21 protein-coding genes are annotated in these 26,610 nt (G+C 62.1%); 1 reads left to right on the plus strand and 20 read right to left on the minus strand.

Features of this window, described 5'->3' with window-relative positions:
- Nucleotides 1–18: 18 nt before the first annotated feature.
- The 13 genes from rplL to A0U93_RS06445 form a co-directional block, all read right to left on the minus strand.
- Nucleotides 19–393, minus strand: coding sequence for a 50S ribosomal protein L7/L12 (gene rplL / locus A0U93_RS06385; protein ID WP_077806604.1), 375 nt, complete (start codon nucleotides 391–393; stop codon nucleotides 19–21).
- Nucleotides 394–470: 77 nt separating this feature from the next.
- On the minus strand, nucleotides 471–992 hold the full coding sequence (gene rplJ / locus A0U93_RS06390; RefSeq protein ID WP_077808377.1) for a 50S ribosomal protein L10: 522 nt from the start codon (nucleotides 990–992) through the stop codon (nucleotides 471–473).
- A gap of 282 nt (nucleotides 993–1,274) precedes the next feature.
- Nucleotides 1,275–1,967 (minus strand): 50S ribosomal protein L1, encoded by a 693-nt coding sequence (gene rplA, locus A0U93_RS06395; protein ID WP_077806605.1) that lies wholly within the window; start codon nucleotides 1,965–1,967, stop codon nucleotides 1,275–1,277.
- A gap of 4 nt (nucleotides 1,968–1,971) precedes the next feature.
- The gene (gene rplK / locus A0U93_RS06400) at nucleotides 1,972–2,406 is read right to left on the minus strand and encodes a 50S ribosomal protein L11 (RefSeq protein WP_077806606.1); all 435 of its coding nucleotides are present in this window, start codon (nucleotides 2,404–2,406) and stop codon (nucleotides 1,972–1,974) included.
- A 103-nt stretch (nucleotides 2,407–2,509) separates the two neighbouring features.
- Nucleotides 2,510–4,069 (minus strand): efflux transporter outer membrane subunit, encoded by a 1,560-nt coding sequence (locus A0U93_RS06405; RefSeq protein WP_147150796.1) that lies wholly within the window; start codon nucleotides 4,067–4,069, stop codon nucleotides 2,510–2,512.
- Between the two features lie 83 nt (nucleotides 4,070–4,152).
- Entirely contained in the window at nucleotides 4,153–5,436 is a 1,284-nt protein-coding gene (locus A0U93_RS06410; protein ID WP_077806608.1) for an efflux RND transporter periplasmic adaptor subunit, read from the minus strand.
- Nucleotides 5,433–8,603: an efflux RND transporter permease subunit gene (locus A0U93_RS06415; RefSeq protein ID WP_077806609.1), complete on the minus strand. Its 3,171-nt coding sequence runs from the start codon at nucleotides 8,601–8,603 to the stop codon at nucleotides 5,433–5,435. Before A0U93_RS06415 ends, A0U93_RS06410 begins: the two co-directional genes overlap by 4 nt.
- 140 nt (nucleotides 8,604–8,743) lie before the next feature.
- On the minus strand, nucleotides 8,744–10,237 hold the full coding sequence (locus A0U93_RS06420) for a sensor histidine kinase (protein WP_077806610.1): 1,494 nt from the start codon (nucleotides 10,235–10,237) through the stop codon (nucleotides 8,744–8,746).
- On the minus strand, nucleotides 10,224–10,949 hold the full coding sequence (locus tag A0U93_RS06425) for a response regulator transcription factor (protein ID WP_077806611.1): 726 nt from the start codon (nucleotides 10,947–10,949) through the stop codon (nucleotides 10,224–10,226). Before A0U93_RS06425 ends, A0U93_RS06420 begins: the two co-directional genes overlap by 14 nt.
- 47 nt (nucleotides 10,950–10,996) lie before the next feature.
- Nucleotides 10,997–12,238: a DNA recombination protein RmuC gene (locus tag A0U93_RS06430; RefSeq protein ID WP_245825127.1), complete on the minus strand. Its 1,242-nt coding sequence runs from the start codon at nucleotides 12,236–12,238 to the stop codon at nucleotides 10,997–10,999.
- A 58-nt stretch (nucleotides 12,239–12,296) separates the two neighbouring features.
- Nucleotides 12,297–12,545 (minus strand): hypothetical protein, encoded by a 249-nt coding sequence (locus A0U93_RS06435; RefSeq protein ID WP_147150749.1) that lies wholly within the window; start codon nucleotides 12,543–12,545, stop codon nucleotides 12,297–12,299.
- 126 nt (nucleotides 12,546–12,671) lie between these two features.
- Complete coding sequence (locus A0U93_RS06440; RefSeq protein WP_077806612.1) at nucleotides 12,672–13,490, minus strand: hypothetical protein; 819 nt, start codon at nucleotides 13,488–13,490, stop codon at nucleotides 12,672–12,674.
- A gap of 179 nt (nucleotides 13,491–13,669) precedes the next feature.
- Complete coding sequence (locus tag A0U93_RS06445; protein ID WP_077806613.1) at nucleotides 13,670–14,851, minus strand: SMP-30/gluconolactonase/LRE family protein; 1,182 nt, start codon at nucleotides 14,849–14,851, stop codon at nucleotides 13,670–13,672.
- A 206-nt stretch (nucleotides 14,852–15,057) separates the two neighbouring features.
- Between A0U93_RS06445 and A0U93_RS06450 the strand changes: the two genes are divergently transcribed.
- Entirely contained in the window at nucleotides 15,058–17,352 is a 2,295-nt protein-coding gene (locus tag A0U93_RS06450; RefSeq protein ID WP_077806614.1) for a TonB-dependent receptor, read from the plus strand.
- 42 nt (nucleotides 17,353–17,394) lie between these two features.
- Here the strand turns inward: A0U93_RS06450 and A0U93_RS06455 are convergent, their stop codons facing one another.
- The 7 genes from A0U93_RS06455 to A0U93_RS06485 all read right to left on the minus strand — a co-directional run bounded on the left by A0U93_RS06455 (nucleotide 17,395) and on the right by A0U93_RS06485 (nucleotide 26,535).
- On the minus strand, nucleotides 17,395–18,417 hold the full coding sequence (locus A0U93_RS06455; protein WP_077806615.1) for an SDR family oxidoreductase: 1,023 nt from the start codon (nucleotides 18,415–18,417) through the stop codon (nucleotides 17,395–17,397).
- 86 nt (nucleotides 18,418–18,503) lie between these two features.
- Nucleotides 18,504–19,526 carry a DNA polymerase III subunit delta gene (holA, locus tag A0U93_RS06460; protein ID WP_077806616.1) on the minus strand — a complete coding sequence of 341 codons (1,023 nt, stop codon included), beginning with the start codon at nucleotides 19,524–19,526 and terminating at the stop codon, nucleotides 18,504–18,506.
- Nucleotides 19,527–19,541: 15 nt separating this feature from the next.
- The gene (locus tag A0U93_RS06465; protein ID WP_077806617.1) at nucleotides 19,542–20,195 is read right to left on the minus strand and encodes a hypothetical protein; all 654 of its coding nucleotides are present in this window, start codon (nucleotides 20,193–20,195) and stop codon (nucleotides 19,542–19,544) included.
- 5 nt (nucleotides 20,196–20,200) lie between these two features.
- Nucleotides 20,201–22,798, minus strand: a complete 2,598-nt coding sequence (leuS, locus tag A0U93_RS06470; RefSeq protein ID WP_077806618.1) for a leucine--tRNA ligase — start codon at nucleotides 22,796–22,798, stop codon at nucleotides 20,201–20,203.
- A 53-nt stretch (nucleotides 22,799–22,851) separates the two neighbouring features.
- Nucleotides 22,852–23,358, minus strand: coding sequence for a DUF3576 domain-containing protein (locus A0U93_RS06475; protein WP_077808380.1), 507 nt, complete (start codon nucleotides 23,356–23,358; stop codon nucleotides 22,852–22,854).
- Nucleotides 23,359–23,484: 126 nt separating this feature from the next.
- Entirely contained in the window at nucleotides 23,485–25,581 is a 2,097-nt protein-coding gene (locus A0U93_RS06480; protein WP_077806619.1) for a BTAD domain-containing putative transcriptional regulator, read from the minus strand.
- A 669-nt stretch (nucleotides 25,582–26,250) separates the two neighbouring features.
- Entirely contained in the window at nucleotides 26,251–26,535 is a 285-nt protein-coding gene (locus tag A0U93_RS06485) for a hypothetical protein (protein WP_077806620.1), read from the minus strand.
- Nucleotides 26,536–26,610 lie beyond the last annotated feature (75 nt).

Raw genomic sequence — 26,610 nt, forward strand, 5'->3', positions numbered from 1 at the left:
GCCGGACCGGCGGAATTCTTACTTGATTTCGACCTTGGCGCCGTTGTCTTCCAGCACCTTCTTGATCTTCGCCGCGTCGTCCTTGCTGACGCCTTCCTTGACGGTCTTCGGCGCGCCTTCGACCAGGTCCTTGGCTTCCTTCAGGCCCAGGCCCGTGATGCCACGGATTTCCTTAATCACGTTGATCTTCTTGTCGCCAGCGGCGGCGAGAACAACGGTGAACTCGGTCTGCTCTTCAGCCGGTGCGGCAGCAGCGCCCGGCGCAGCGGCAACAGCCGCCACCGGAGCAGCAGCGGAAACGCCCCACTTCTCTTCGAGCAGCTTGGAAAGCTCAGCCGCTTCGAGAACGGTCAAAGCGGATAGTTCGTCAACAATCTTGTTTAGGTCGGCCATGATGATGGTCCCTATATATGCACTGGTTTCTGGTTAACAATCCCGCCCCGCTCACGCGGCACGGTATCGCGTGATAATCAGGCTGCCTCTTCGCCCGTCTTGGCATAGGCGCCAAAAACGCGCGCAAGCTGTCCGGCCGGCGCCTGGACAACGCCTGCGATACGCGTCGCCGGGGTATTGATCATACCCACCAGCTTCGCACGCAGTTCGTCCAGCGACGGCAGTTCGGCCAATGCCCGGATACCATCCGCATTCAGCGTCTGCGCACCCAGGGCGCCACCGAGCACCACCAGCTTGTCGTTCGTCTTGGCGAACTCGACGATCACCTTCGCCACAGCCACAGGCTCATCCGCCCACGCAAGCGCGGTCGGCCCCTTCAGCAGCGGCAGGATGCCGTCGAATTGGGTCCCATCCAGAGCGCGGCTGGCCAGCCGGTTCTTCGCAACCTTATATGTCGCACCCGCCGCGCGAACGCGTCGACGAAGCTCCGTCACATCAGCGACCGTCAAACCCTTATTCTGGGTGACGACCACCATTGACGTGCTGCCGAACACGTTGGCGAGGAATTCGACAAAGGCCCGCTTTTCCGTACGGTCCAAATCCATTCTCCTCGTCAGCCGGAAAACCAAGGTCTTCCAGCCCGGTTACCCATGGCGCATCCCCATCAGGGGAAAACGCCGCTCGCCTGTCCTCGCCCGGAACCCAGTGCTGAGGGGATCTGAACCCCAAAACGCTACGCCCCGTCTGTCGCCCGCGAACGATGCCGTTCCTTAAGAGACTCCATGAAGCCTCACGTGCGGTCTCGGACAGGTTTGGAAGCAGCCGATCGCTCAGCCACCCCTACGCCGCCACGGCCGAAACCGTGACGTCATTTCAAAAAATCAGGCGCCCAGCGTGGTGACGTCGAGACGCAGACCCGGACCCATCGTGGAAGACAGCGCCGCCTTCTTCAGATACGTGCCCTTCGCACCCGACGGACGGGCCTTCTGCACCGCATCGACCAACGCGCGGATGTTCTCTTCCAGCTTGGCCGCATCGAAAGAAGCCTTGCCAACGCCAGCGTGGACGATACCGGCCTTTTCGGCGCGATACTCGACCTGACCCGACTTCGCCGCCGTGATCGCACCCTTGACGTCCATCGTCACGGTGCCGAGACGGGGGTTCGGCATCAGACCACGCGGGCCGAGGATCTTACCCAGACGACCGACCAGCGCCATCATGTCCGGCGTCGCAATGCAACGATCGAACGCGATTTCACCGTTCTGAACCTTTTCGGCCAGATCTTCCGCACCAACGACTTCCGCACCAGCCGCCTGCGCTTCCTCAGCCTTCGCACCACGTGCGAAAACACCGACGCGCAACGTCTTGCCCGTGCCATTCGGCAGGGAGATTAGGCCACGCACCATCTGGTCGGCATGACGCGGATCGATGCCCAGATTCAGCGAGATTTCGACAGTCTCGTCGAACTTCGCCTTCGCATTGCTCTTCACGAGGTTGATCGCCTCGTCCAGGGCATACGGCTTGTTGCGCTCGACGGTCGCGCGCGCAGCGTTCAGACGCTTGTTCTTGGCCATCAGATCAGCCCTCCACCACCGAAATGCCCATCGACTTGGCGGAACCGGCGAGCATGCGCACCGCACCGTCCAGGTCGTTGGCGTTCATGTCCTTGCCCTTCTCCGCGGCGATCTCGCGCAGCTGCGCGATCGTCACCGAACCGACGGCCGCACTCTTGCCGACCGTCTGGCTGCCCTTGGAGATCTTGGCGGCCTTCAGAAGGAAGTAGGTGTTCGGCGGGGTCTTGGTGATGAACGTGAAAGTACGATCCGCATAGGCCGTGATGACCACCGGAATCGGCATGCCGGGCTCGAGGCTCTGCGTCTTGGCGTTGAACTCCTTGCAGAACTGCATGATGTTCAGACCGCGCTGACCGAGCGCCGGACCAACCGGCGGCGACGGATTCGCCTTGCCGGCAGGAATTTGCAACTTGATGTAGCCAACGACTTTCTTGGCCATATCCGGGTCTCCTTATGGTTCGCCCGAACCGCGGTTCTCACGACGATGGGCACCAAAGGTGGCGCCCATACCTCTCCCGCGTTCCGAATTGAGAGGCGGCCCCTTACCGCCCCTGAGAGGGAGCTGTCAAGCCCCCGGCCACCTGCGGCAGCGCATAATTGCCGCCCAGATCGCCATCCGCCGGGGATTCATGTGTCTCGATCCCGCCGGCCGGCAGCGGATGATGCAGCCCCTCGTATTGCAGGGCGTGAATCGGATCGATCGACTTGATGCTGGGCAGTTCGCTGCGATCCCAGCCACCGCCAAGAGCGCGCACAAGACGCACGGTCGCCTGAAGCTGAATCGTCTGCGCCTGCACCTCGTCGATCCGGGCCACCAGCGCCGCCTGCTGTGCGACAACGACGTCGAGATAGTTCGTCAGCCCACCAGTATATAGCGCCATGGTCATGCGCTGCGTGCGCAAGGCCGCGGCCACCGCCTGTGCCTGGCGTTCCTGCTGAACCTTGAACTGGCCCGTCTGGCTCAACCCGTCTTCCACATCCTGGAATGCCGAAAGCACGACGGAACGGTAGTTATCGGCACTCTGGCGATACTGCGACCAGGCCCTTTGCAAGGCGGCGCGCCGCAGGCCACCGGTGAACAGAGGTTCCACGGCCTGCACGCCGTATTGCCACATGGAGTTCGCCAGATTGGCCAGATCGAACCCATTGTTCATGAAGCCGCCGGAGGCGCTGAACGTCACGTCAGGATAGAACGCCGCACGCGACACACCGATCGCCCGGCTCGCCGCTGCCATATTCCGCTCGGCAGCCGCCACGTCCGGACGACGCTCCAGCAATTGCGACGGCAACCCGGCGGCAACGTAAACATTGCCGAATCGCATATTCTGGGACGTTTCCGGAACAACATGGAATGCCGCCGGCACCGTATTGGTCAGAACGGCGATCGCGTGTTCCAGCACCTGCCGCTGCGCGACCGCGTTACTCTGCGACGCCATGGTCGAATAGAGCTGATCTTCCGCGCGCGAGACATCGAGCCCGGCCGCGATCGCACCACTCTGGCGCAGCTTCGTGATCTGCACCGCGGTCTGGTAATAGCGGATCGAGTCGGCATAAACCGCGATCTGGGCATCCAGCCCGCGCAGGCCGATATAGTCCGAGGCGAGTTCTGCCTCCAGGCTCAGCCGCGTATTGGCGTAATCCGCCGCCGAAGCCTGCGCGAGGTTCTTCTGCAACCGCGTGTTGTTACGGATGCGGTCCCAGAAATCCGGCTCCCACGTCGCAGCACCACTATAGAATTCACTCGATTCGTATGTCAGCGCCGTCGATGACGACCGCCACAACCGCGTCAGCGAGCTTTTGTATTTCGCACCCCCCGCGTTACCCGTTACCTGCGGATAGAGCTGGGCTTCGGTTTCACGCGCAATATCACGGGACTGCGTGAACGCTTCCGCCTGTGCCTGAAGGTCAGGATTGACCAGAAGCATGCGCCCCTCCAGCGCGTCCAGTTCCGGATCCTTGAACATCTTCCACCAGTCGCCGTGCGGCGTGCCGTCCGCCGGCCTGCCATCGGTCATGACGCCATGACCACGCCAGCCATTCGGGTAGAGATAGCTCGGCGGGTGATAATCCGGCGCCAGATCGCAGGCACTCAGCGATGCCATCAGCAAAGTGCCGAACGCCGCGCCCGTCCGGCGAAGCGCCCGCCGCCTGCGAACGCGGCGATGCTGCTTATGTTCATGCAAGATCATTGGCGCGCCCCGGCCTCCGGTGACGGACTGTTGTCCTCGGGCATCGCCCGGGTATCGTCATGAGGATTCGGCACGTTCCTGCGCGGCATGGCTGTCGCCTCGTTGTAGCCCGGCGTCGGCGGCTGGACGCGCACCTCCTGCCCTTCAAGCATGTCCGCCGTCGGATTGGCGACGATCTGGTCGTGCGTGGTCACACCGCCCAGAATCTGCACCGTCGTGCCGAAGTTGATGCCGACTTTCACGTCCACCAGATGGACGCGATTGTTAACGATCTCAACCACTTGCATGCCCTGGGCACGGAACAGCAGAGCGTTCTCGGGCAGGATCAGGACGGATGGATCACCCGGCGCCTCGAAATGCGCCGTCGCATAGGAATCGGGCCATAATGTCTGGTCATCGTTACCTACGGTCAATTCCGTCGTCACCGTGCGGGTTGCGGCGTTGAAGGCCTGCGCGGTCGCCAGGAATTCAGCCTGATACTCTTTGCCGGGATATTGCGGCACCGTCAGCTTCGCGCGCAACTTGTCGGAGATCACAGCTGCGTAATCCTGCGGCACGGAGACGAAGACGCGCATGCGATGCATATCGGCAACGGTGAACAGTTCCGATGCACTCCCGCGGGAGTTCACATCACCACCGCCGGCATTCACATAATCGCCGACATTGACCAGGCGCGACGTCACGACACCATCGAACGGCGCCACGATCTTCTTGAAGTTCTCCAGCGCGACGTAACGATCGACTTCATGCTGCGCCTGATCGACCTGCGCCTTCTCCGCCGCCGCGTTGGCCGCCTGAACGTCCACCTCCTGGCGGGATACCGCCTGGGTGCCTTTCAACGCCGCCCAGCGATCCGCCGTAATCACCGCCAGCCGGTAACGGGCCATGACCACATTGTAGTTCGCCTTCGCCGCCTCGTATTGCGCATCGAGGCTCGGCGTATTGATCTCGGCAAGGACGTCGCCCGTTTTCACGTGCGCGCCATAGTCCTTGTACCACATTTTCACGTAGCCGGAGACCTGCGCATAGATCGGCGCCTGATACCACGCCGCCAGATTGGCAGGCAGGTTCAGGTGACGCACCTTCGGCCCCGGCTCAGCCTGGATGAGCGAGACAGTGGGCTTGGACTCTTCATCGGCCTCACTGGTCAGGGCGCTGTAATGCGCACTGCGCTCGACGATGCCCCAGATCGCCAGGATGATGGCGATGGCGACAAGCACCAGCAGGATAAGCCGTGAGCGGCCGCTGCGATGCGGGGTTGGCTGGTGCACCTGGCTCACGCGTGGCCTCCTTCAGCGCCGCTTTCCTGCGGCTTCTTGTAATGCATGATGGCGAAAACACAGGGGACGAACAGCAATGTCGCCACGGTCGCCACGAGTAGTCCGCCAATGACGGCCTTGCCGATCGGCGCATTGTCGGAGTTGCTGATCGACATCGGGATCATGCCGATGATCATCGCCGACGCCGTCATGACGACGGGCCGGATACGCTCGTAACCGGACTCGATCGCCGCCTTGATCACGTCGCCATGCAACTCCAGTCGTTCCCGGGCAAAGGCCACGACCAGAATGGCGTTGGCCGTCGCCGTGCCCATGCACATGATCGCCCCCGTCAGCGCCGGCACCGACAGGGCCGTATGCGTCAGGAACAGGCTCCACGCGATTCCGCCCAGCGCGCCCGGCAGGGCCGTGATGATGACGAACGGATCGAGCCAGGACTGGAAGTTCACGACGATGATCAGATAGACCAGCGTGATGGACATCGCGAGACCAACGATCAACTGCACATACGCGCCGTTCATCGTCGTCGCCTGACCGCGCACCACCAACTGAGAACCATGCGGCAATTCGGACCGCATGCTATTGGCCACCCGCTCGACCTCGCGCGAGACCGTGCCGAGGTCGAGATCCTCGTTCGCGCCATACACATCGAAAACCGGCATGATGTTGTAATGCGCGACTTCCGCCGGCGTGCCGACCTGCTCGATATCCGCCAGCGCGCCCAGCAACTGCGGCCGCGCGTTCGTCGGATTGCCATCACCACGATCGATAGGCACCGTCTCCAGATCGTTCAGCGTCTGCAGATAGTTTGCTGGCGTCTGAACGTCGATCAACTGCGACGTGCCCTGGCGGTTCAGGTAATAGGTCTGCCCGACCTGCGCACTGCCCGACAGCACGACCAGCGCGTTCTGCGCCACGTCCTGCTCGGTGATGCCCGTGCCGAGGGCGAAGCTGCGACGGTTGTTGATCGCCAGCGTCGGCTGCGTCATCGGTTCCTGCACGACGACATCCGTCAGACCCGTGATGCGGCGCATCTTCTGAGCCAGTCGGTTGGCGAAAGCGAAGTTGCCATAAAGGTCGCGCCCGACGATCTGCACGTCGATCGGCGACGGCAGACCGAAGTTCAGGATCTTCGCCGTCAGGTCCGCCGGCTGGAACGTAAACTGCGTTCCGGGGAACGCGTCGATCAGCGCCCGCCGCACCTTGCGACGATATTCCGCCGTGGGGCTTTCGTCGTTCTTGAGCGAGATCGTGAGATCGCAGTCCTCCGTGCCGACGGTCGGCGTCGGGATGAACGCCTGGTTGAGCTGCGAGAACGGCAGACCGCAGTTATCCACGATCGCTTCCACCTGCCCCGGCAGGGTCTCGCGGATCTTCTGGTTCACCAGGCCGGAAATCTTGCCCGATTCCTCGATGCGCGTTCCGATCGGCGCACGCATGTGCATCTGCAACGAGCCGGATTTGATCTCCGGGAAGAAGTCCTGACCGATGAAATACAACAGCCCCATCGAACTGACGGCCGCGATCAGGAACAGGGTCACGAAACGCCCGCGGATCGCGATCAGCCCGATGAGCACCTCCTGATAACGCTCCCGGAAATTCGCGAAACCACGCTCGAAGCCCTGCTGGAAACGCCCGAAGAAGCCCTTCTTCTGCATGTCGTCATGGTTGCGATGCGCCGCCACCTGGGCCGCGAGCATGTAGTTGGCCATCGTCGGCACAAGTGTTCGCGACAGAATGAAGGAGGCGATCATCGCGAAGATGATCGCTTCGGCCATCGGCATGAACAGCCAGCCCGCAACGCCCGTCAGCTCGAACAGCGGCATCCACACGATACAGATACAGGTCGTCGAGACGAAGGTCGGAATGACGATCTGGTTGGCCGCATCGATGATCGCGGTCTCCAGATCCTTGTCCATCTCCAGATGGGCATCGATGTTCTCGATCATGACGGTCGCGTCATCGACGAGAATACCAACGGCCAGCGCCAGGCCACCCAACGTCATGACATTGATCGACTGCCCTGCCAGCCCCAGCCCGATCACGGAGCAGAGAATGGCCAGCGGAATGGACGTCGCCACGATCACCGTCGAGCGCCACGAGCCAAGGAACAGGAGCACCGCGAGGCTGGTCAGCACGGCCGCAATGACCATCTCACGCACGACGTCCTCGACCGAATCCTTCACGAAACTGGACGCGTCCGTCAGGATCTTGATCGAAACACCCTTCGGCAACGTGCTGATGATCTGCGGCAGCAGTTTCTTGACGCCCGCGACCACTTCGAGCGTCGAGGCATTGCCGCTCTTCATGATGACGATCAACACGGCCTGGTGACCCTTCACCAGCACCATGTTCATCTGCGGCGGCCCGCCACGATGCACCCAGGCCACATCGCGCAAATAGACAACGGAATTGCCCACCTGCTTGATCGGCATGTTGTTGAACACATCCACGTCGAGCGGGGCGGCGTTCGTATGCACCATGTAATCCAGCGCACCGATCTTCTGGTCACCGGCAGGCAGAACGATGTTCTGCGTGTTCAACGCCTTGGAGACATCGACCGGCGACAGATTGTGGGCCATCAGCTTGGTCGGATCGATATCCACCATGATGTCCGGCGCCAGACCACCATAAGGGTTCGGGATCGCCGCGCCCGCCACCGACACGAGCTCAGGCCGGATCAGATTGGACGCCATATTGTAGATATCGGAGCCGCTCATGTTCTGCGCGTTGATCTGCAGCGTCAGAACCGGAACGGAAGAGGCATTGTAGGTCAGGATCAACGGCGGCGTCGCACCCGTCGGCATCTGCTTGATGACAGTCTGCGAGACGGACGTGATCTGCGTCTGCGCCACAGCCGTATCCGTGCCCGGCTGAAAGAAGATCTTGACGATACCGCGGCCGTAATACGACTGGCTTTCGATATGTTCGATATTGTTGACCGTCGCGGTCAGTGAGCGTTCGTAATAGTAGACGACGCGACCGGACATATCTTCCGGCATTAGTCCCGTATAGGACCAGACAACCGCAACCACCGGAATGTTGATATTCGGAAAGACGTCAGTCGGCGTCGTGAAGATCGCCCGGATACCGAATATCAGAATAAGAATTGACAGAACGACAAACGTATAAGGCCGCTTTAATGCGGTAACGACAATCTCGTTCATGCCGACTTCCCGACGCGCAGACGCGGGAGATTAGCCGCATGCGCCATGACGCATCGGTTACTTCCAGGAAACATCGCGTAGCCCCTTCCAATCGGGTCCAGCAATACAGCCCCGACCGGAAACGACAAGGAAATTGGAATTTAAGTTTCGATGACGGCGCGGTTCTCGAGACTCGCCCTGTTACAGTGCGTAACGTCCTTCAAGACCCCATCGGCATCCGCCAACGCCTCGACGCCATGCCACGGGAAACCGATCTCGAAGATACAGCCCGGGTTTGTCTCACGCGTGCTCGCCGCCCGGATTGTCAGGCTGGCTGAGTGAAGACGCAGGATCGCCGAAACGAGGCTCAAGCCCAGGCCGCTTCCGGGAATATGACGACTTTTATCCGAACGGTAGAACCGCCCGAGCACCGCCGTCCTCTCACTTTCGGCAATACCGATACCCGTATCGGCGACGCTCAGGACCACGTCACCCTCTCCCGGCGCGGCATGTGCCCCATGGTTGAGATGTGCCGCGATCACCACGGCGCCCCCCGCCTGCGTGAACTTCAATGCATTGTCGATCAGGTTCGCCAGAACCTCGATCAACAAGTCGCGATCACCGAACACGAACAGGCGGTCGCGATCCTGCGTCTCCGACGTCAGGGCAATGCCCTGCGCCTCGGCGATCGGTTCATACAGATCGATGATGTCATCTACGATCATGCCGGCATCGACACGCGCGAAGCCTGCCCGCCGCCGACCGTTTTCGATCTCGCCGATACGCAGCAGTGCCGTGATGACCGAAAAGCACTGATCCAGATCCTGCGTCGCCTGCCCGATGACGCCGTTCAGGTAATCGGTATCGTGCGGCCGCGACGTCGCACGCTCCAGTCGGGCCCGCACGCGTGTCAGCGGCGTGCGCAGATCATGGGCGATGTCGTTCCCCACATCGCGAATCTCGTCCAGCAGGTGCTCAAGCCGGTCCAGCATCCGGTTCACCGATCCGGCCAGCCTTTCCAGATCGTCCCGCTCCCGCGCCACCGGCAGGCGTTCATGCAGATCACCATCCATGATCCGGTCGATGGCTTCGTGCATGATCTTCACGCGTGCCAGCGCGCGGTGGCTCAGGACGATACCGGTCATCAGTGCGAACGCCACGATCGGCAACACTGAAATCCAGACGGCACGGCGGGTCATGTAATGCAGTTCGGTCAACATATGCAGCGAATGCGCCAGCACCAGAACGCGATCGCCGGGCACGCGCACCGCGAGGAAGCGCATCTCGTAAGGTGCGTCTTCCGGCGGCTGCACGCGCAGCTGATGCACCTCCCCATCGATCACCAGACCATCCGGCCACGTCTTGATATCGCCGGCCAGCGGATGGAACCCGGAGTCGAAGAGCCCCGCGCCATTGAGGACGATGCGCAGATTGTCCCGCGCCCGCTCGCGGACCTCGTACTCCAGCCGCGCGGGCGTTTCATGCACCAGAACGTCCGCTTCGCGCTTCAGTAACACCTCCGAACGATGCGCCTCGAAATGCGACAACTGAACGAAGACCAGCACGAATTGCAGCACCATCGCGCCGATCATGGCGCCGACGACCGCCAGTGTCAGACGGAACGTCGCCGTCCGGAAGATATCAGCCCGGAACACGCAACATGAATCCGGCCCCACGAATGCTCTGGATCAACGGCGTCTCATCCGGCGCATCGACCTTGCGCCGCAACTTGCCGATATGGACATCCACGAGATTTGTCTGGGGGATGAACCGGTAATTCCAGACATCCTCAAGCAGCATCGTGCGCGTCAGCACCTGATTGGGCCTGCGCAGGAGATATTCAAGCAGGCGGAACTCGCGTGGCAGCAACTCGATCTCGCGCCCGTCGCGCCGGACGCTTCGATCGATCAGATCCATCTCCAGCGGCCCGACGCGCAACATCGTCGCACGCGTGTCGTTCGGACGACGCATCAGCGCCTCGAGACGCGCCGCCAGTTCGTCCATCGCGAACGGCTTCGTCAGATAGTCGTCACCGCCGGCTTTCAGCCCGCTGACACGATCGTCGACAGCCGACAGCGCGGAGAGGACCAGCACGGGCGTATAGATATTCTGCGCGCGCAGCTTCTCGATGACAGCCAGGCCATCGAGCATCGGCAACATCCGATCGAGGATCATCAGATCGAACGGCTCGCTGGAAGCCGCCTGCAACCCGGCGGTGCCGGTTTCCTCGTGTCGCACGGTGAAGCCGCGCGCCGTCAGCTCCTCGACCACTTCATTGGCGAGGCTCTCGTCGTCTTCCACGAAGAGAATGCGCGGCACCGATACCATCTCAGCCTTCGGCGCGTCCTGCGTGACATCGGTCATCATGAAGGCATGAATGACGAAACGAACGGGAATCCGACACTAAATTCGGTTTAAAGCTCATCGAATACTTCCACCTCCTCGTCCTGCGTGGCCGGTCCGTCGAGGTGACGCAGCTTCCGCCCCAGAACGCGCGTGCGCCGGCGCGCCTCGTCGATCGTGTTGCCCATGGCGCCCGCGCTGCGTGCCAGCTTGTCCAGCACGGCGTCCATGCGCAGCATCTCCTGTCGCGTCAGACCCAGCAGACGCGCAATGGCGTCTGTCCGGTCTTCCAGCGCCAACGTGACATATCCGAGATGAACGGTGCGCAACATCGCCGGAATCAGCGCGGGACTCATGACAATCACACGATGAACACGTCCGATCTCATCAATCAGTCCCGGAATACGCGCGATTTCCGCGTAGAGCCCATCCGTCGGCAGATAAAGCACGGCAAATTCGACGGTAAACGGCGGAAGGATATACTTCTCCGAAACCTTGCGCGCTTCCAGCCGCATGGCACTTTCAAGGCCCCGGCGCGCCGCACGCTCGGCATCCGCGTCCGCCCGCGCCACGGCATCCAGCAGCCGCTCGTAGGCTTCAGTCGGAAATTTGCTGTCGATGGCCAGACGCGGCGGCACAGCGCTGCGCACCGGCATGCGCAACGCGAACTCGACCACCTCTCCACCATCCCCCACGCGAAAATTGTGATCGTAGGCGTCTGGCGGCAGGACGTCGTCGAGAATGGCGCGCAACTGCGCCTCACCCCAGCCACCACGCGTCTTGACGTTGCCGAACAGGCGCTTCAGATCGCCGATCTGCGCCGTCACCGCCGTCACCTCGCCGATCGCCTTCTGCATGGCGGTGAACTGTTCCACAACACGCTGGAAGGATGTCTGCATCTGCCGTTCGACAGCGACGTGCAACTGCTCGTCAACCGATGCGCGTATCCGCTCAAGCTGCTCCGTATTGACGCGGGCCATCTCCCGCAACGCATCCGCCTGCGCCACGCGTGCATCGGCCTGATCCTGCCCCAGGCCACGCGTCAGGACATTGAGGCGATCGGCAATCTCAAGGCGAAACTGATCCAGTCGCCCGGCCAGTGCACGCTCCATCTCGGTCAGGCGCTGGCGTTGATATTCCGCATCCGCGTTCTGATCCGCAGCCGCACGATCCTGCATCGCACCGAGACGCATCAGCAGATCATGCGCACCACGATCGCGGCTGCCGGGCCTCAGCCACGCCGCGATTGCCGCAAGCAGGGACAGAATGGCAATCAGCCAGGCCAGGCCCGTCGTCCAGTCCATCCCCATCATGCTCTCCTCCGCAAACGACGCCTCTATAGGCGCTCCACAAGCGAAGGGCTATGCGGCATCAAGGCTGATGCACATTCCCATAGGACGCCGCACCAATGCCGGGACATGAACACGGATTGCCCAGCGGCACCTGCGTCGGCATCTTGCACGTGTAAATCCCCGCCTTGCAGGTATAGCCATAACCGACAACCTGCATGCCGGGCGGTGTCGGCCCCGGCGCGGCCGTGCCCTCGCACCCGGCCAACGCCCCGGCAACGCCCACCCCGATCACCGCCATGCCGATACCGCGCGCCATACGACCGATCATGTTCCTGTCCTCTTTCAATGATGATTGGCCCAAACGACAAAAACGAGGCCGGGTTCTCCCCCGGCCTCGTTCTAATCTGAAACAAGCAATTTTATGGCATACCATGCTGTGACGCGTTGGCAGGCGTTAGAACGTATCGCGCTGACGACCGCCGATCGCACCGGCAATGGCGGCGATGAACGCCCCGACCATCATCGAGAAACATGTATAAAACGCCAGTTCCGCCGCGGACTTGCGCGCCGTGTCGGCAGCCTGCTTCGCGTGGGCGATCGCATCCTGCTCCTGCGCAATGACCGCATCGACGCGCCGACCGGCTTCGTCACCCGGCACGCCGGCCTGCGCCGAGACCAGTTGCGTCAGATAGTCATAATCCGCTGAATTGAGTGGCCCACTCGCAGCCTTCGCCAAAACCGGTTCCACCAGCATGCGTCGCGCCATGATGCGCCCCGGCTCGGTCTCGGCGCTGGTCTGTGGCGAGCGGAACAGCACATTGAGCGCATAGGCGTCCACATGCGCAGACGCCACATGGTGCGATGCCGCCTGGCTTGCGTTTTTCAGAAGACCCGAGATGCCGCTACCCGCGACAACGACCGTCAGCACGGCTGCCAGAGCCCACGCCGTCAGGCCAGCCGCCGTATCGCGAAAGGTGACCTCCGTTGCGTGGACACCGCTCAGGTTCGGTCGCAGCCGCCCGGCAAGATAACCACCGAAAAAGGACGATACCCACTGCACCACAATCAGCCAAACAGCGGCGATGGCCGTGAAGGTCAGCGCGGTGGGGTTGTTGCCCGCATGTACCGATACGGAGGAGAAACCGAAGCCGACACCCAGCAGTGTCAGCACCACACCCGTCGCCGCCGCGACGACCGCACCGGCAATGACCGCGCCCCATGAAATACCGGCGCGCGGCGCCGCCACCTCACGATCTTCAACAAATCCCGACATGACGGGCGTCCTCAACGGAAGAACAGAAAAATAATGAGGATGATCGGCAACGGCACACCGAGAAGCCAAAGTAGAATAGGCATATATGTAATCTCCTTATCGCAGACGTAACATCCGCTCTGTCGGAAAGTTCATTCCCTATTCAGCAAACGCTCATCCTTGCGCCGCTCTTTCCTGCATCACCCGTTTCCGGGAACAGCGTTGAACAGCGCGGGCGCCTCGATCGGGAAGCGCACCAGCAGATAAGGCGGGACACGCATATCGTGCTTTTCATTGAATGACGGAAGCCGGTTCCACTGGCCGAACGTGCAGTAGATATGATCGTCCGTCGCGAAAATCCCGTCCGGCGACAGGGCGCGTGGATCGCGAATCATCATCTTGAAGCTGCCGTCCGGATCGCGGCGCAGAATGCAGTCATGTTCGTAGTTTGTCGTGTAAAGGCGGCCATGCCTGTCGAAACATAGCCCGTCCGCCGTGCCTTTCTCGCCCTCGTCCCTGACGGCCGCGCCCAGGGCCTCGTCGGTTGCGTTCATGTCCGAAAGCAAATCCACCGGCAGGCTGTAGAGACGCCGACTGGTCAGCGGCGCATAGAAAAGCCGCGTCTGGTCGGGCGTCAGGGCGATGCCGTCGATGCCGCCGGACACCAGCTGAGGGTGATGCGGAATATATTGCCGGGGCTCGCCTTCGACAATCGCCATGAAACCCGAAACCGGTTGCGCCGAAGGATGCGTGGTCAACACACGGCGAACCTTGCCACTGGCGATATCCGCGATCACCAGACCCGGACTGGTCCCGAACGAGGAGTCGGTCACGAAAACCATCCCAGCCCGACCATGCGCCAGGGACACGCGCAGATCGTTCATGTGACTATCCGGCAGGCGAACCGGCGCGTCGAGCAGGATCCTGTGCACGATCCGGTTCGTCTCCGGATCGATACAGACAATCTTGGCTGCGCCGTCGGGAATCGCATGACCGGCCAGCTTGCCATCGTCGATCGCCCAGATCCGCCCTTTCTGATCGAGCGTCATGCCATGGATCGACATCAGACGGTCCGCTGGCGCAGCACCCGATGGCAGGCTCAAGGCGGCCGAGGGATACGGGACGACCTTACCGTCCTTCAGTTCCCCCAGCGTCGCGCCGGGATGATTGACCGCATGCCGCGGGAAACCAACGAAAATCCGGCCGTTCGGCAGCACCACGATCCCGGACGGACCGGGCCCGTCGAAACGCGCCACGACATCGAACGCACCGTAAGGCTCCGTGCCACGATCCTCGTTTCCAGCCGCCCTGGCAGGCGGCACTGTCGCCGCTGCGGCCGCCGGCGTCATGGTGGCCGCTTGAAGAAAGAAACGTCGTTTCATGAACACTCCCGTTTTTCAGGCATCAACACATCATCCGACATAAGCATCGCAGAAACGCATGCGTTCAGTCACGTTTTGTCATGTTGTGCCTAATACGCAACAATGTCGAACAATGACGACCCTACGGACGATCCAGCAGTTGATATGTTATAACATGTGAGAATAAGAGAGCAGCACGATCACCACACAGCAAGTCAGGCCATTCGATGACCTCCTCGCCCTTCTCCCGCCGCGCCACCTACTGGCTTGCCGCTTCCGCGCTCGTTTCCGCCGGATCTGTGCCCTCTTTCGCCAGAGCGCAGACAACCACCACCGATCAGACGGCAACCCCTGCGCTGGCGAGCACGCCACAGAGTGCCCGCTCCGCTTTCGACGGCAACAGCCCGCGCCAGACCGTTTCGGAAGATGCAAAGCCCGGTGAAGAGCATATCGTCGTCAACGCGAAGCTCGACCAGCAGCGCGCCAACCTCCAGCCCCAGACCGGTGCCACGACCTACCGCTTTTCCCGTCGCGATATCGAAACCATTCCCGGCGGCGACAATGCGCCGCTGAACAGTGTCCTGCTGCAAGCACCCGGCGTCGCACAAGACAGCTACGGCCAGCTTCATGTCCGCGGCGATCACAACGAAATCCAGTTCCGGCTGGACGGCGTGGAACTACCCGAAGGGCTATCGGTCTTCGGGCAGGCCCTGATGACACGCTTCGCACATTCGATGTCGTTGACCACGGGCGCCTTGCCGAGCGAATACGGCTTCCTGCAAGCCGGTGTCATCGACATCACGACGAAGAACGGGAGCGCCGATCCCGGTGGCGACGCCTCGATCTATGGTGGCGCGCGCGACTACTTCTTCCCGTCGCTGCAATATGGCGGCCACGCCGGCAAATGGGATTATTTCGCCACTGGCGATTTCGTGCACGATCGCGTGGGCATCGAGAACCCGACGCCGAAATTCAACGCGCTGCACGACCTCAGCAACCAGTATCATTTTCTCGGCCACGCCCGTTACACCGCCGATGCTGACACGCGGATCAGCCTGACGGCCGGCGTGTCGAACGCGGAATATCAGCTACCGAACAATCCCGGACAGCAGCGCCAGTTCGCCAATCCCAACTTCCTGGGCAGTTCTCTGTCGCAGCAGGTCTATGGCAGCGTGGACAGCGACAGCCTGAACGAACGACAGAAGCAGATCACCGATTTCGGCATCCTGTCCCTGCAAAAGGATATCGGCGACAAGATCAGCCTCCAGAGCTCGGCGGTCGTGCGCTACAGTTCCCTTGGATATTCGCCCGACCCGCTGGGCGATCTGGTCTATAATGGCATCGCGCAGCGTGCCCAGCGCTCGGTCTTCTCGACCGGTTCGCAAACCGACGTGACATGGCGGGCGAACGCGCAGCACACCGTGCGCTTCGGCTACCAGATCTATGTCGAGCGCAATATCTCGAAAACCGATTCGACCGTGTATCCGCAAAGCGGCGTCGATGACGACGGCAATCCGGTTTACGATGGCACCACGGCCTCCATCCATGACGGCAATGGCCGGACCGGCTGGCTCTACGGCCTCTATGCCCAGGATGAATGGCGCCCTCTCAAGGGCCTGACCATCAATTACGGCCTGCGCTTCGACGGTGTGGACGAATACACGCATTCCAAACAGGTCAGCCCTCGCCTCAATATCGTTTACCAACCGTGGCACGGCGGCACGTTCCATGGAGGCTATTCGCGCTATTTCACGCCGCCGCCGTTCGAACTGGTCGGGGGCACGTCACTCAACAAATATGCCAATACCTCCGCAGCGCCCGGCACGCTGCAGGACAGCACCGTCAAGGCCGAACGCGATCATTATTTCGATGCCGGCTTCTCGCAGGAGATCCTGCCCGGCTGGCATGCGTCCTTCGACGGCTACATGAAGATCGCTAAAAACCTGATCGACGAAGGACAGTTCGGCTCGCCGATCATTCTTTCCGCCTTCAACTACCGCCGTGGCCAGGTACACGGCTATGAGTTCGCCACGGATTACGAACGCGGTCCGTTCAGTGTCTACGGCAACTTCGCCTGGTCGCGCGCCATCGGCAAGGACATCAACACCGCCCAGTGGAACTTCGATCCAGACGACCTTGCCTATATCCAGCACCGCTGGATCCATCTGGACCACGATCAACGCTGGACCGCGTCCGCTGGCGCAAGCTACACGGCCTTCTACAAGACCGGCCACCCCCTGCGCATCTCCGCGACCATGGTCTACGGCAGTGGATTACGGATGGACTCCGACATCCCGAATGGCGGTTCCATACCGCAATACGAGACATTCAATCTGTCCGCCGTGCAATCGTTTCAGGACCTGTTCCACATTCCGTTCCTCAAACGCACCCAGTTGCGTCTGGACGTCACCAATCTGTTCGACAAGCGCTATGAACTGCGCGATGGCAGCGGTATCGGCGTCGGCGCACCGCAATACGGACTCCGTCGTACGATCCTGACCGGAATTTCGCAACGGTTTTAACGAAAAGGGCGGCCTCGGCCGCCCTTCACCCGTAAGATCCGATCAGCCCGGCGCGCCGGTACCACCCGTAATCCCGAATATCTGGCCCGTGACGTAACTGCTTTCCGTCGTGGCCAGATGCACATAGATCGGCGCGATCTCGGCCGGTTGACCCGGGCGCCCCATCGGCACGGTCGTGCCATACTTCTCCACCGCCGACATCGGCTGGCCACCGCAGACCTGCAACGCCGTCCAGAAAGGTCCGGGCGCCACAGCGTTGACGCGTATGCCCTTCGGCAGAATCTGCTTGGCCAGTCCCTTCGTGAAATTCGCGATACCCGCTTTCGTCAGGGCATAGTCCAGAATGATCTCTCCCGGATTGTAGGCATTGCTCGACGCCGTGTTCACGATGGACGAACCCGGCGGCATATGCGGAATGGCCGCCTTGGTGATCCAGAACAACGCATAGAGGTTGGTCTTCAGCGTCCAGTCGAAATCCTCGGTGGACAGGTCGAGAATGCTCTCGTGATAATGCTGCCGACCGGCACAGTTCACCAGCGCATCCAGACCGCCAAGCTGCGATACGGCATCGGCCACCAGCTTCTGGCAGAATGCTTCTTCACGAATGTCGCCCGGCAATGCGACGGCCTTGCGTCCAGCCTGCCGGATCAGCGCGATGACTTCCCGCGCGTCCTCTTCTTCCTGCGGCAGGTAATTGATCGCCACATCCGCGCCTTCGCGTGCGAAGGCGATCGCCGTGGCGCGGCCCAGACCGGAGTCACCGCCGGTAATCAGCGCCTTGCGCCCTGCCATCTTGCCACTGCCCTTGTAGCTCTTCTCGCCATGATCGGGCCGAGGATGCATCTTGGACGCAAGCCCGGGCCATGGCTGCGGCTGTGCCGGGAAAGGCTCGTGCGGGTAGAGCTTGCGCGGATCGGCAAGCGGCGGCGCATCAGTCGATCCCTGTGACGTCGATTGCGCGCGCGCATTCCCCGCCATTACGCCCGCCAGACCGGCAGCCGCGCCAGCCAGGACACCCCTCCGGGCACCGGATGTCGGCGCGCTGTTCTGTTCCTGATCGCTCATCGTTCGTCCTCCGCGTTTTTCCGAAAGCAGGCACCGCGGCGCCTCTGTCAGAACCTGCAACCCCTGGATCGGAGAACGGTTGCGTATTATGTCTGCTCACGCCTCCGTGACGGAAACGATCGGTTGCATAGCAGCGCGATGTGACGAGCGCACAGCGCCATGTCCGGACTGCCGGTCTGCTTGCAGGCCAGTTCCAGCGCCTGCGTTTCCGCGCAGGCCCGCTGCAACAGCTCGACGGACCATCGATCCAGCGCCCGATTGAACCGCTCGGCCCGTTTGAAGAAGACCGGCGGCTTCAGTTGACGCATCGCATCCGCCCGCGTCTGCCCCTGCGCCATCGCCTGTGAAACCCGCAACAGACGCGTCAGGGCACCCAGACAGGCCCGCGCCACCGCAATCGGGCTGACACCGTCCGCCAGCGCACGCTCCAGCGCCATGTCCGCCACCGCCCGCTCGCCCGCCAGTGCGGCGGAGGTCGCATCCTCGAGGGTGGCGCCCGCCGCATCGCCGATGCAATCCTGCACATCGTCCAGGCTGAGCGTGCCATTCGGGCCGGCATAAAGGATCAGTTTTTCGATTTCGCCGCGCACGGCCACGCGATCCGCACCGAGCTGCCCGGAGAGCCAGCCCAGCGCGTCGCGCTCGATCCGGACACCCGCATCGCGCAGCATGTCGCCAATGGTGGCGGTCAGCGCGCGCCCCTCCTCGGGATAGCACCCGATCGCAGCGGCACGCGGCTCGGCCTCCATCGCCGCGCGCAGCTTGCCGCGCGCCGTCAGGCCGGGCGCCTCGATCACCGTCAGTGTATCCGAATCCAGCGTCAGCGCCCGCTTCAGGACCGGTAACAATGCATCCTGACCGTCCCGAACCCACACAGCCCGCCGACCGCCGATCAGCGATAGAGCGCCGACCTCCTCTTCCAGCCGATCGTGATGTTCCCGGTCCAGGGTCGCGACCCGGAAAGGATCGTCCAGACTCTCCGCCACGGTGCGCACAGCCTGGGCGGCACGCTCGCGGATCAGCCCGATATCGTCACCGTAGAGCAGGATGACACGCCACTTGCCCGCATCGGCCAGCGCCCTGCCCGTTCCGCGCGCGTCGATCTTCATACCGTCACCGGCATGTTATTCGCCGTGGTCGTTCATATCCGTGCGCCCTGTCGCCGCCGCCGGGAAACCGTCCGGCCCGGCCTTCTCATAAGGCTGCCCGTTCGCGTTGGGCATGGCGTTCGGGTCGAAATAACTCGGCACTTCGGCCGCATTGCCGGTCGCCGGCTTGTTGTGCGTGCGGAACCAGACCGCCACCTGCTGGGTAATGTTGGCCGCCAGGGTCTGGGCCACCCGCGTGTCGGTATTCTCCTGATCCAGCGTCTGCGCGAAATATTGCTCGAAGGTCGGGCTATAACCGTCCAGCGTCGAGGCATCGCCTTCCGCCAGCAGGCGGGGCGTCTGTTCGACCGTGAACAGACGCCAGTGCGCAGTGCCGAGTTCACGCGTCCGACCGGACGTGTTGTCGCCGTGAATGTCGATCGCCTGCGCGGAGAACCCGGGCGAGACCTGCAAGGTGTAGCCGTTCGGCTCCCGCGAACTCGCGCCACCCATCGCCTCCTGCAATGCGAGACGCAAAGCCTGCCCCGTCCGTTCAGGGATGTTGGCGACAAACACGTCCTGCATTTGCTGCGCCACTTCCGGCTTGCCGTTGCCCGTCGATCCATAAAGCGGCTGAAAACCGCAGCCGCTGAGGAAGGCCAGTGCGAAAACCGGAAAAAGACGCCGCATCGTTCTCAGCCCGCCACAACAAAGTTGACGATGCGATTCGGCACATGCACGCGCTTGACGATGCGCTTGCCCGCCAGCATCCGCGCCACGTTCGGCTCGGCTTCCGCCAAAGCCAGAACCTCGTCCGCCGCCGCACCCGGCGCGACGTCGATCGTCCCGCGCAACTTGCCCATGATCTGCACGCCCATCGTGATCCGATCCACCGCCAGCCACTGCGCTTCCGCCGTCGGCCAGGCCCGCTCGGTGACAAGCGCACCACCCGGCTCCAGCAGCGCCATCATGTCCTCCGCCAGATGCGGCTGCATCGGCGCACAAAGCAGGCACAGCGTCAGCGCAGCCTCACGACGCGCCGCCGCCAGACCCGGCGCGTCGGACTTCTCCGCTTCCGCCAGCGCCGAGGTCAACTCATGCAGACGGGCGACCGCTACGTTCGGCGTAAAACCTTCCAGCGCCTCTGTCACGGCAGCGATGGTACGATGCGTCACGCGCCGCAGGTCGTCACCACCCTCGCCATGAGCGCTGTCGCCCGCATCCCGCGCCGCGACGGTCGCCACGAGACGGAACAGTCGCTGGCCAAACCGCGCGGCAGCGGCAATGCCCGCTTCCGTCCACTCCATGTCCCGCTCCGGCGGGCTGTCGGACAGAACGAACCAGCGCGCCGTGTCCGCACCGAACCGCTCGATGATCGCGGTGGGCGACACGGTGTTGCGTTTGGATTTGGACATCTTCTCGGAACGACCGACGGTCACCGGTCGTCCGTTATCCCGACGGACGATCCCGTCCGCCGTGCGCTCCACGTCTTCCGGGGCCAGCCAGCCATCGGCATCTCGATAGCTCTCGTGCGTAATCATACCCTGCGTGAACAGGCCGGCAAACGGCTCGTCCACGGCGACATGACCCGTCTCATGCATCGCCCGCGTGAAGAAACGCGCATAGAGCAGATGCAGGATCGCATGCTCCACGCCGCCGATATACTGATCGACCGGCAGCCACGCATTCGCCGCCACCGGGTCCGTCGGGGTACTGACATGCGGCGCGGTGAAACGCGTGAAATACCAGGAACTGTCCACGAAAGTATCGAACGTATCCGTCTCGCGTCGCGCCGGCTTGCCGCATTGCGGACAATCGACATGCTTCCATGTCGGATGATGGTCCAGCGGATTGCCCGGTTTGTCGAACGTCACGTCTTCCGGCAGCACGACGGGCAACTGATCGTCCGGAACCGGCACGGCACCGCAGGTGTCGCAATGCACGACCGGAATCGGACAGCCCCAGTAACGCTGACGCGATATGCCCCAGTCACGCAGGCGCCAGTTGACGACACCACGGCCGACGCCCATGGCCTCCAGCCGATCGATGGCTTCGCGTTTGCCTTCGACAGTGCTCAATCCGTCCAGAAAGCCGGAGTTGAACAGCGTGCCGTCGCCGCTGACCGCCTGCTTGCCGATCGTGAAGGACGCGGGCTCCGCCCCGGGCGGCAGGACGACCGGTTTGACCGGAAGGTCGTATTTGCGTGCGAAATCGAGATCGCGCTGGTCGCCGCACGGACAGCCGAACACCGCGCCGGTGCCGTATTCCATCAGCACGAAATTGGCGATCCAGATCGGCGCGGTCTCATCCGGCGCAAACGGGTTGGCAACCCGCAAACCCGTATCGAAACCCCGTTTCTCTGCCGCCTCGATCGCTTCCTCGGATGTCCCGAGACGTTGGCATTCCACGACAAACGCCTGCGCGTCCAGATTTCCGGCCGCGACCTTCGCCGCCAACGGATGATCCGGCGCAATGGCAACAAAGCTCATGCCGAAAAGCGTATCGGGACGCGTCGTGAACACTTCCACCGAATCCAGATCGGCATCATAGCCCGCTGGCGGAGAGTGCAACGGAAAGCGCACACGCGCCCCTTCGGAGCGCCCGATCCACCGCTCCTGCATCGTCCGGACCCGTGCAGGCCAGCGATCCAGCGCCTGCAGACCGTCGAGCAGCGGTTCGGCGAACTTCGTGATCGCCAGGAACCACTGTGAAAGACGTTTCTTCTCGATCAGCGCGCCAGAACGCCAGCCACGCCCGTCCACCACCTGCTCGTTGGCCAGAACGGTCTGGTCGACCGGATCCCAGTTGACCGACGATTCGCGACGCTCGACCAGACCTTTGCGCCACATTTCGAGAAACAGCTTCTGCTGATGCCCATAGTAGTCGGGCAGACAGGTCGCGATCTCGCGCTCCCAGTCCAGCGAAAAGCCGAGACGTTGCAGCGTGCCGCGCATGGTCGCGATGTTGTCCATCGTCCATTGCCCCGGATGCACGCCACGTTCACGCGCCGCATTCTCCGCCGGCAGACCGAACGCATCCCAGCCCATGGGGTGCATGACCGAGAAGCCGCGCGCGCGCTTGTAACGCGCCACCACGTCACCCAACGTGTAATTGCGCACATGCCCCATGTGGAGTTGCCCCGATGGATAGGGGAACATCTCCAGCACATAATACTTCGGCCGGTCACCAGCCGGATGATCCTCGGCGGCGAAAGCACGCGTGCGCGCCCATTCCGCCTGCCAGCGCGGCTCAGCCTTGGCGAAATCGAAACTGGCCGTGTCTTGTTCGTTCATATCGTCCGTATCGTTGCGCCACCGCGGCGCCCTGTCAGTAGAAAAACGCGCAATCAGTTATCGCTGTGTCCGTTGTCAGCGCGAAGCTGGCGCGCGCGGGAAAGAATACGCGTCGTGATGTCGGAAACCGTGTTGTTGGCCGGCGCGGTATCCACCCATTCGCCGCCCTGGCGAACCTGCCGGAATACCGAGACCCGCAGCGCATCCGACCGCAGACGGCGATCGAGGATATAGGCTGCGATCTTGAAACGTTCGTCCGTGCTGGCCGGTGGCTGATACCAATCCGTCAGGATGACGCCGCCGACCGCATCGGCGGATGCGAACGGCATGAAGGAGAGCGTGTCCAGCGCGCCGCGCCACAGATAGGCATTCACGCCGCCCTGCAACTGGTCGTCACCACCCGTAGCGCTGCGATCAACGCCCATCAGATGGTTACGCGGCGCCGCGAGGCTGCTCGGATCGCGTGAACCACCGCAGGCGCCGAGCAGAAGCAGGGCGGCGAATGGCGCAAAACGAAAGACGGAGGGGAGAGAACCGGTCGGCTGCGAACGAGGCGTCATGTTGTCCCTATAGGCCGGCTGTAGGCGCGTGGCGGAATCCTCTGCCTTCATGAGCGGCCGAGGCTGGTTGGCCGACCTTCATATCCTGCCGGGGCCGCTGCGCCAAGCGCGCCGCGCCGACTGCTGTCAATCGGCGTTCAATCCCGCCTGGCGAAGGCCGGCTGCCAGCCGATCCCGTGCCATGGCGGGAAGATACTGATGCGCACCCATCACCTGCTCGACGGTCAGGCCCGGAATCAACGACAGAAGCTGTTCGCGCGCCATCGTCGTCTCGACCGCCATACCGGAGAAACCAAGCGCCGCGAGGTAATAAACCAGCACCGAGGCACGGCGTGGATACAGGCCCGTAATCATCGAGCCCATCTGGATGGCCGCCTTTTCCTTGCCGCAGAAAAACAGAACCTGAACCATCAGAGGATCGAGCAGCACGCCAACCGGATGCTCGGTGCGCATCCCGGAATATTTTTCAACCCGTTCCACGGCACGCTGCCGGTCGCCCTGGATCATCGCCACGAAGGCCTGCAACATGATGCAGATACCGAATGTTTCGAGCGCTTCAGGCGTGAGCATTTCTTCCATGGCCGCGAGCATCGCCTCCGCCCGCGATATCTGATGGGCGAAGCGACAACTCAGGAAAGCCACCAGAAAGCAGCCCGTTGGATTTTCCGGCCATTGCGCATAACAGGACTGCGCCTCGATAATCGCCTGCTCACCGTCACCTCCCGACGACTGACCGAGATTTTCCGCATATTGCGTATGCAATGCGAGCGCACGCGCCAGCGCGACAAGCGGCTGCTCCGGATCGACGCGCCTTGCCTTGTCCACCAGCGCCACGATCTCCAGCAGCAGCTGACGGTCACCACGCAACAACAGCATCAGCGCCCGTACCGACAGGCCGATAGCCGAGAGATCCTCTGCCGGACGGTGGGCCATCCGTCGCGCCTCGAACAGGAAAACGGCCCATTGGATGCTGGAACATACCGTGCCGAACCGGTGACGAATATCCGTGAAATCGGCCTCATCGCCCTGGGGCAACTCAATCCTGCTGGCCCAGATGATGCTGCCGTTCGGACGCAGGTCCAGGAGCCGGACCAGCAGCTTGCGCCGAACCGTGCCGTCTTCCCCGACCGCGTGCCGAATGATTCCGGTGACGGCGAAATCCACGCCACTGCGCCGCGCGGTATGCATATCATGGCGCGCCGAGGGATCGGGAGGCGTCACGACATTGAACACGTTGAGATTGACCAGCGCGACGCTCAGCGCGTCCAGCATGTCGTCCGCGTATTGCCGATCGTTCCCGGCCGCTTCGATCGGCAGGATCGTCAGGGTGGCGATTCGTCTGCTGACTTCGGGATTGGACATGTGCAGATGATCGGGCATGGCCGAATCATGCAGCAGCATGTCGCCGCCGTGCGAAGCAGGCGCCGGCGTCAACGGCACCGGAGATGCCCCATTGGCGGACGCAGCGCTCGCAGGCGCGGGCATGCGGCGCAGGTTGGCAATCAGGGCCATCGTCGCCGTGCCGGGTGACTGTCCGAGACGGGATTCGAACGTGCGGATGGCCTGTTCCGCGTAGAGAGCGGCCTGGGCATGCTCACCCTTGTATGCAGCCGCCTGCATGCGCGCGCGCCATGCCGCTTCGTTCAGCTCATCCATGTTGAGCAGTCGATCGGCGGCATCAAGAAGGATTTCCGGATCGTTCTGATCGCGCAGGACATTCTCAAGGAGCATCTGGATATGCCGCGAGATCCGCGTGCGCTGTTCATCCAGCCAGATATCGAAGGCCGGGTCGATGCCATTCAGTTCGCTGAGCAACAGGTCGGAAGGCGCGCCAAGCTCCTCGAAAGCCGACAAACCAGCCGTCAGGATACGTTCGGCATCCACCGACGTCAGCACCGGCTTGAGAGACAGCGCATGGCGCTGCACGTCGATGACATCGACACCCAGCGGGCTAAGCGCGTCCAGAAGCCGGTGAATTTCCTGCCTTAGCGAAGCACGCGCCAGATCGTCGGGACGGCGGCTCCAGAGAAGTTCCGACAGCCGCGACCTGTTCACCGGCTTTCGGTCCGCCAGTGCCAGAATCGCCAGAAGTCCTTTTGTTTTGCCACCGATCGGTAAGACACTCTCCCCCATCATCGTCCGCGCTTCCATCGAACCGATCAGACGCAAACGCAACAGGGTGGGATCGGTCTTGGGCAAGCCGCGCCTCCCAAGGTCGAACATGGCGGACACCTCTCTCAAAACAAATCGCGAACTAGAAGATTTTCATGAACTTGTTGCCGCTTCAGAAATCTATATCTCAAAAAAACGTCTGACATGAATGTTCGTGAACTACCCAATATCTGCCATTTTCTGCAAGCTCACAGAACAGTGAAAATGATTTCGCATTAATGTCGGTTAACGACAATTGTCGCTGGCCTAGAGAAGCCAGTCGTCGCATCTAGCGTTTGCAAGGCACTGGCGTTCCGCAGGAATCTATCGTCATAACATCGATGCGCACCATCGCGCTTGCCCCGGACCCTACGATCCGGTAGTGCTAGGGCCACGTGTCCGCGTAGCTCAGCAGGATAGAGCACAGGATTCCTAAGGCACGAATTGGGCGTCATGAAGGAAACTTCATGGTGGATCCACTCAAATTCGGGGAAAGCTGACGGTCGAAGACCCTGCCGATCCCGAGCCAAGCCCGATCCGTCGGGAAGGTGTAGAGACTGAACGGGTGGCGCCTGTCGACCGCAAGCCGGTCCATGGCGAAGAGACAGTCCAGACCACGAACGCATCGCACGATGCGGCGGCGAAAGCCGAAGTGGTATGAATCCTGGGGCCGTGGGTTCGAATCCCGCCGCGGACACCACAAGTCGCCGACTCGGCGCATGACACGTCGTAGATACGAAATCAAAACGAGAGGGTTCCGGACATGCCCGGCGCGAACAGCGCATGCAGCAGGACCAACACGAGAAGAATCGCAATCAGGACGCCGAACAATCGTCCGAACAAACGCAGCGCCACGACGATCAGGGCCAGCAGCAGCAATGCCAGGAGCGCGGTCTGCGCTTCCCCGCCAATGCCAATCCGCATCAGGGCAACGCGCGCGCCATGCTCGATGACGGCAATCGCCGCCACGATCAGACTGAACAAACCAACGATAAGCCCGACGATCAGGTTATAAAGGTGTTGCATATGCGTAATCTATCCGGGGGTTGATGACGATACCAGCCCGTTTCAAAGCATACCCGCCCCGCCTGTCATTCCCCG

The organism is Neoasaia chiangmaiensis, from assembly GCF_002005465.1.
Lineage (GTDB): Bacteria > Pseudomonadota > Alphaproteobacteria > Acetobacterales > Acetobacteraceae > Neoasaia > Neoasaia chiangmaiensis.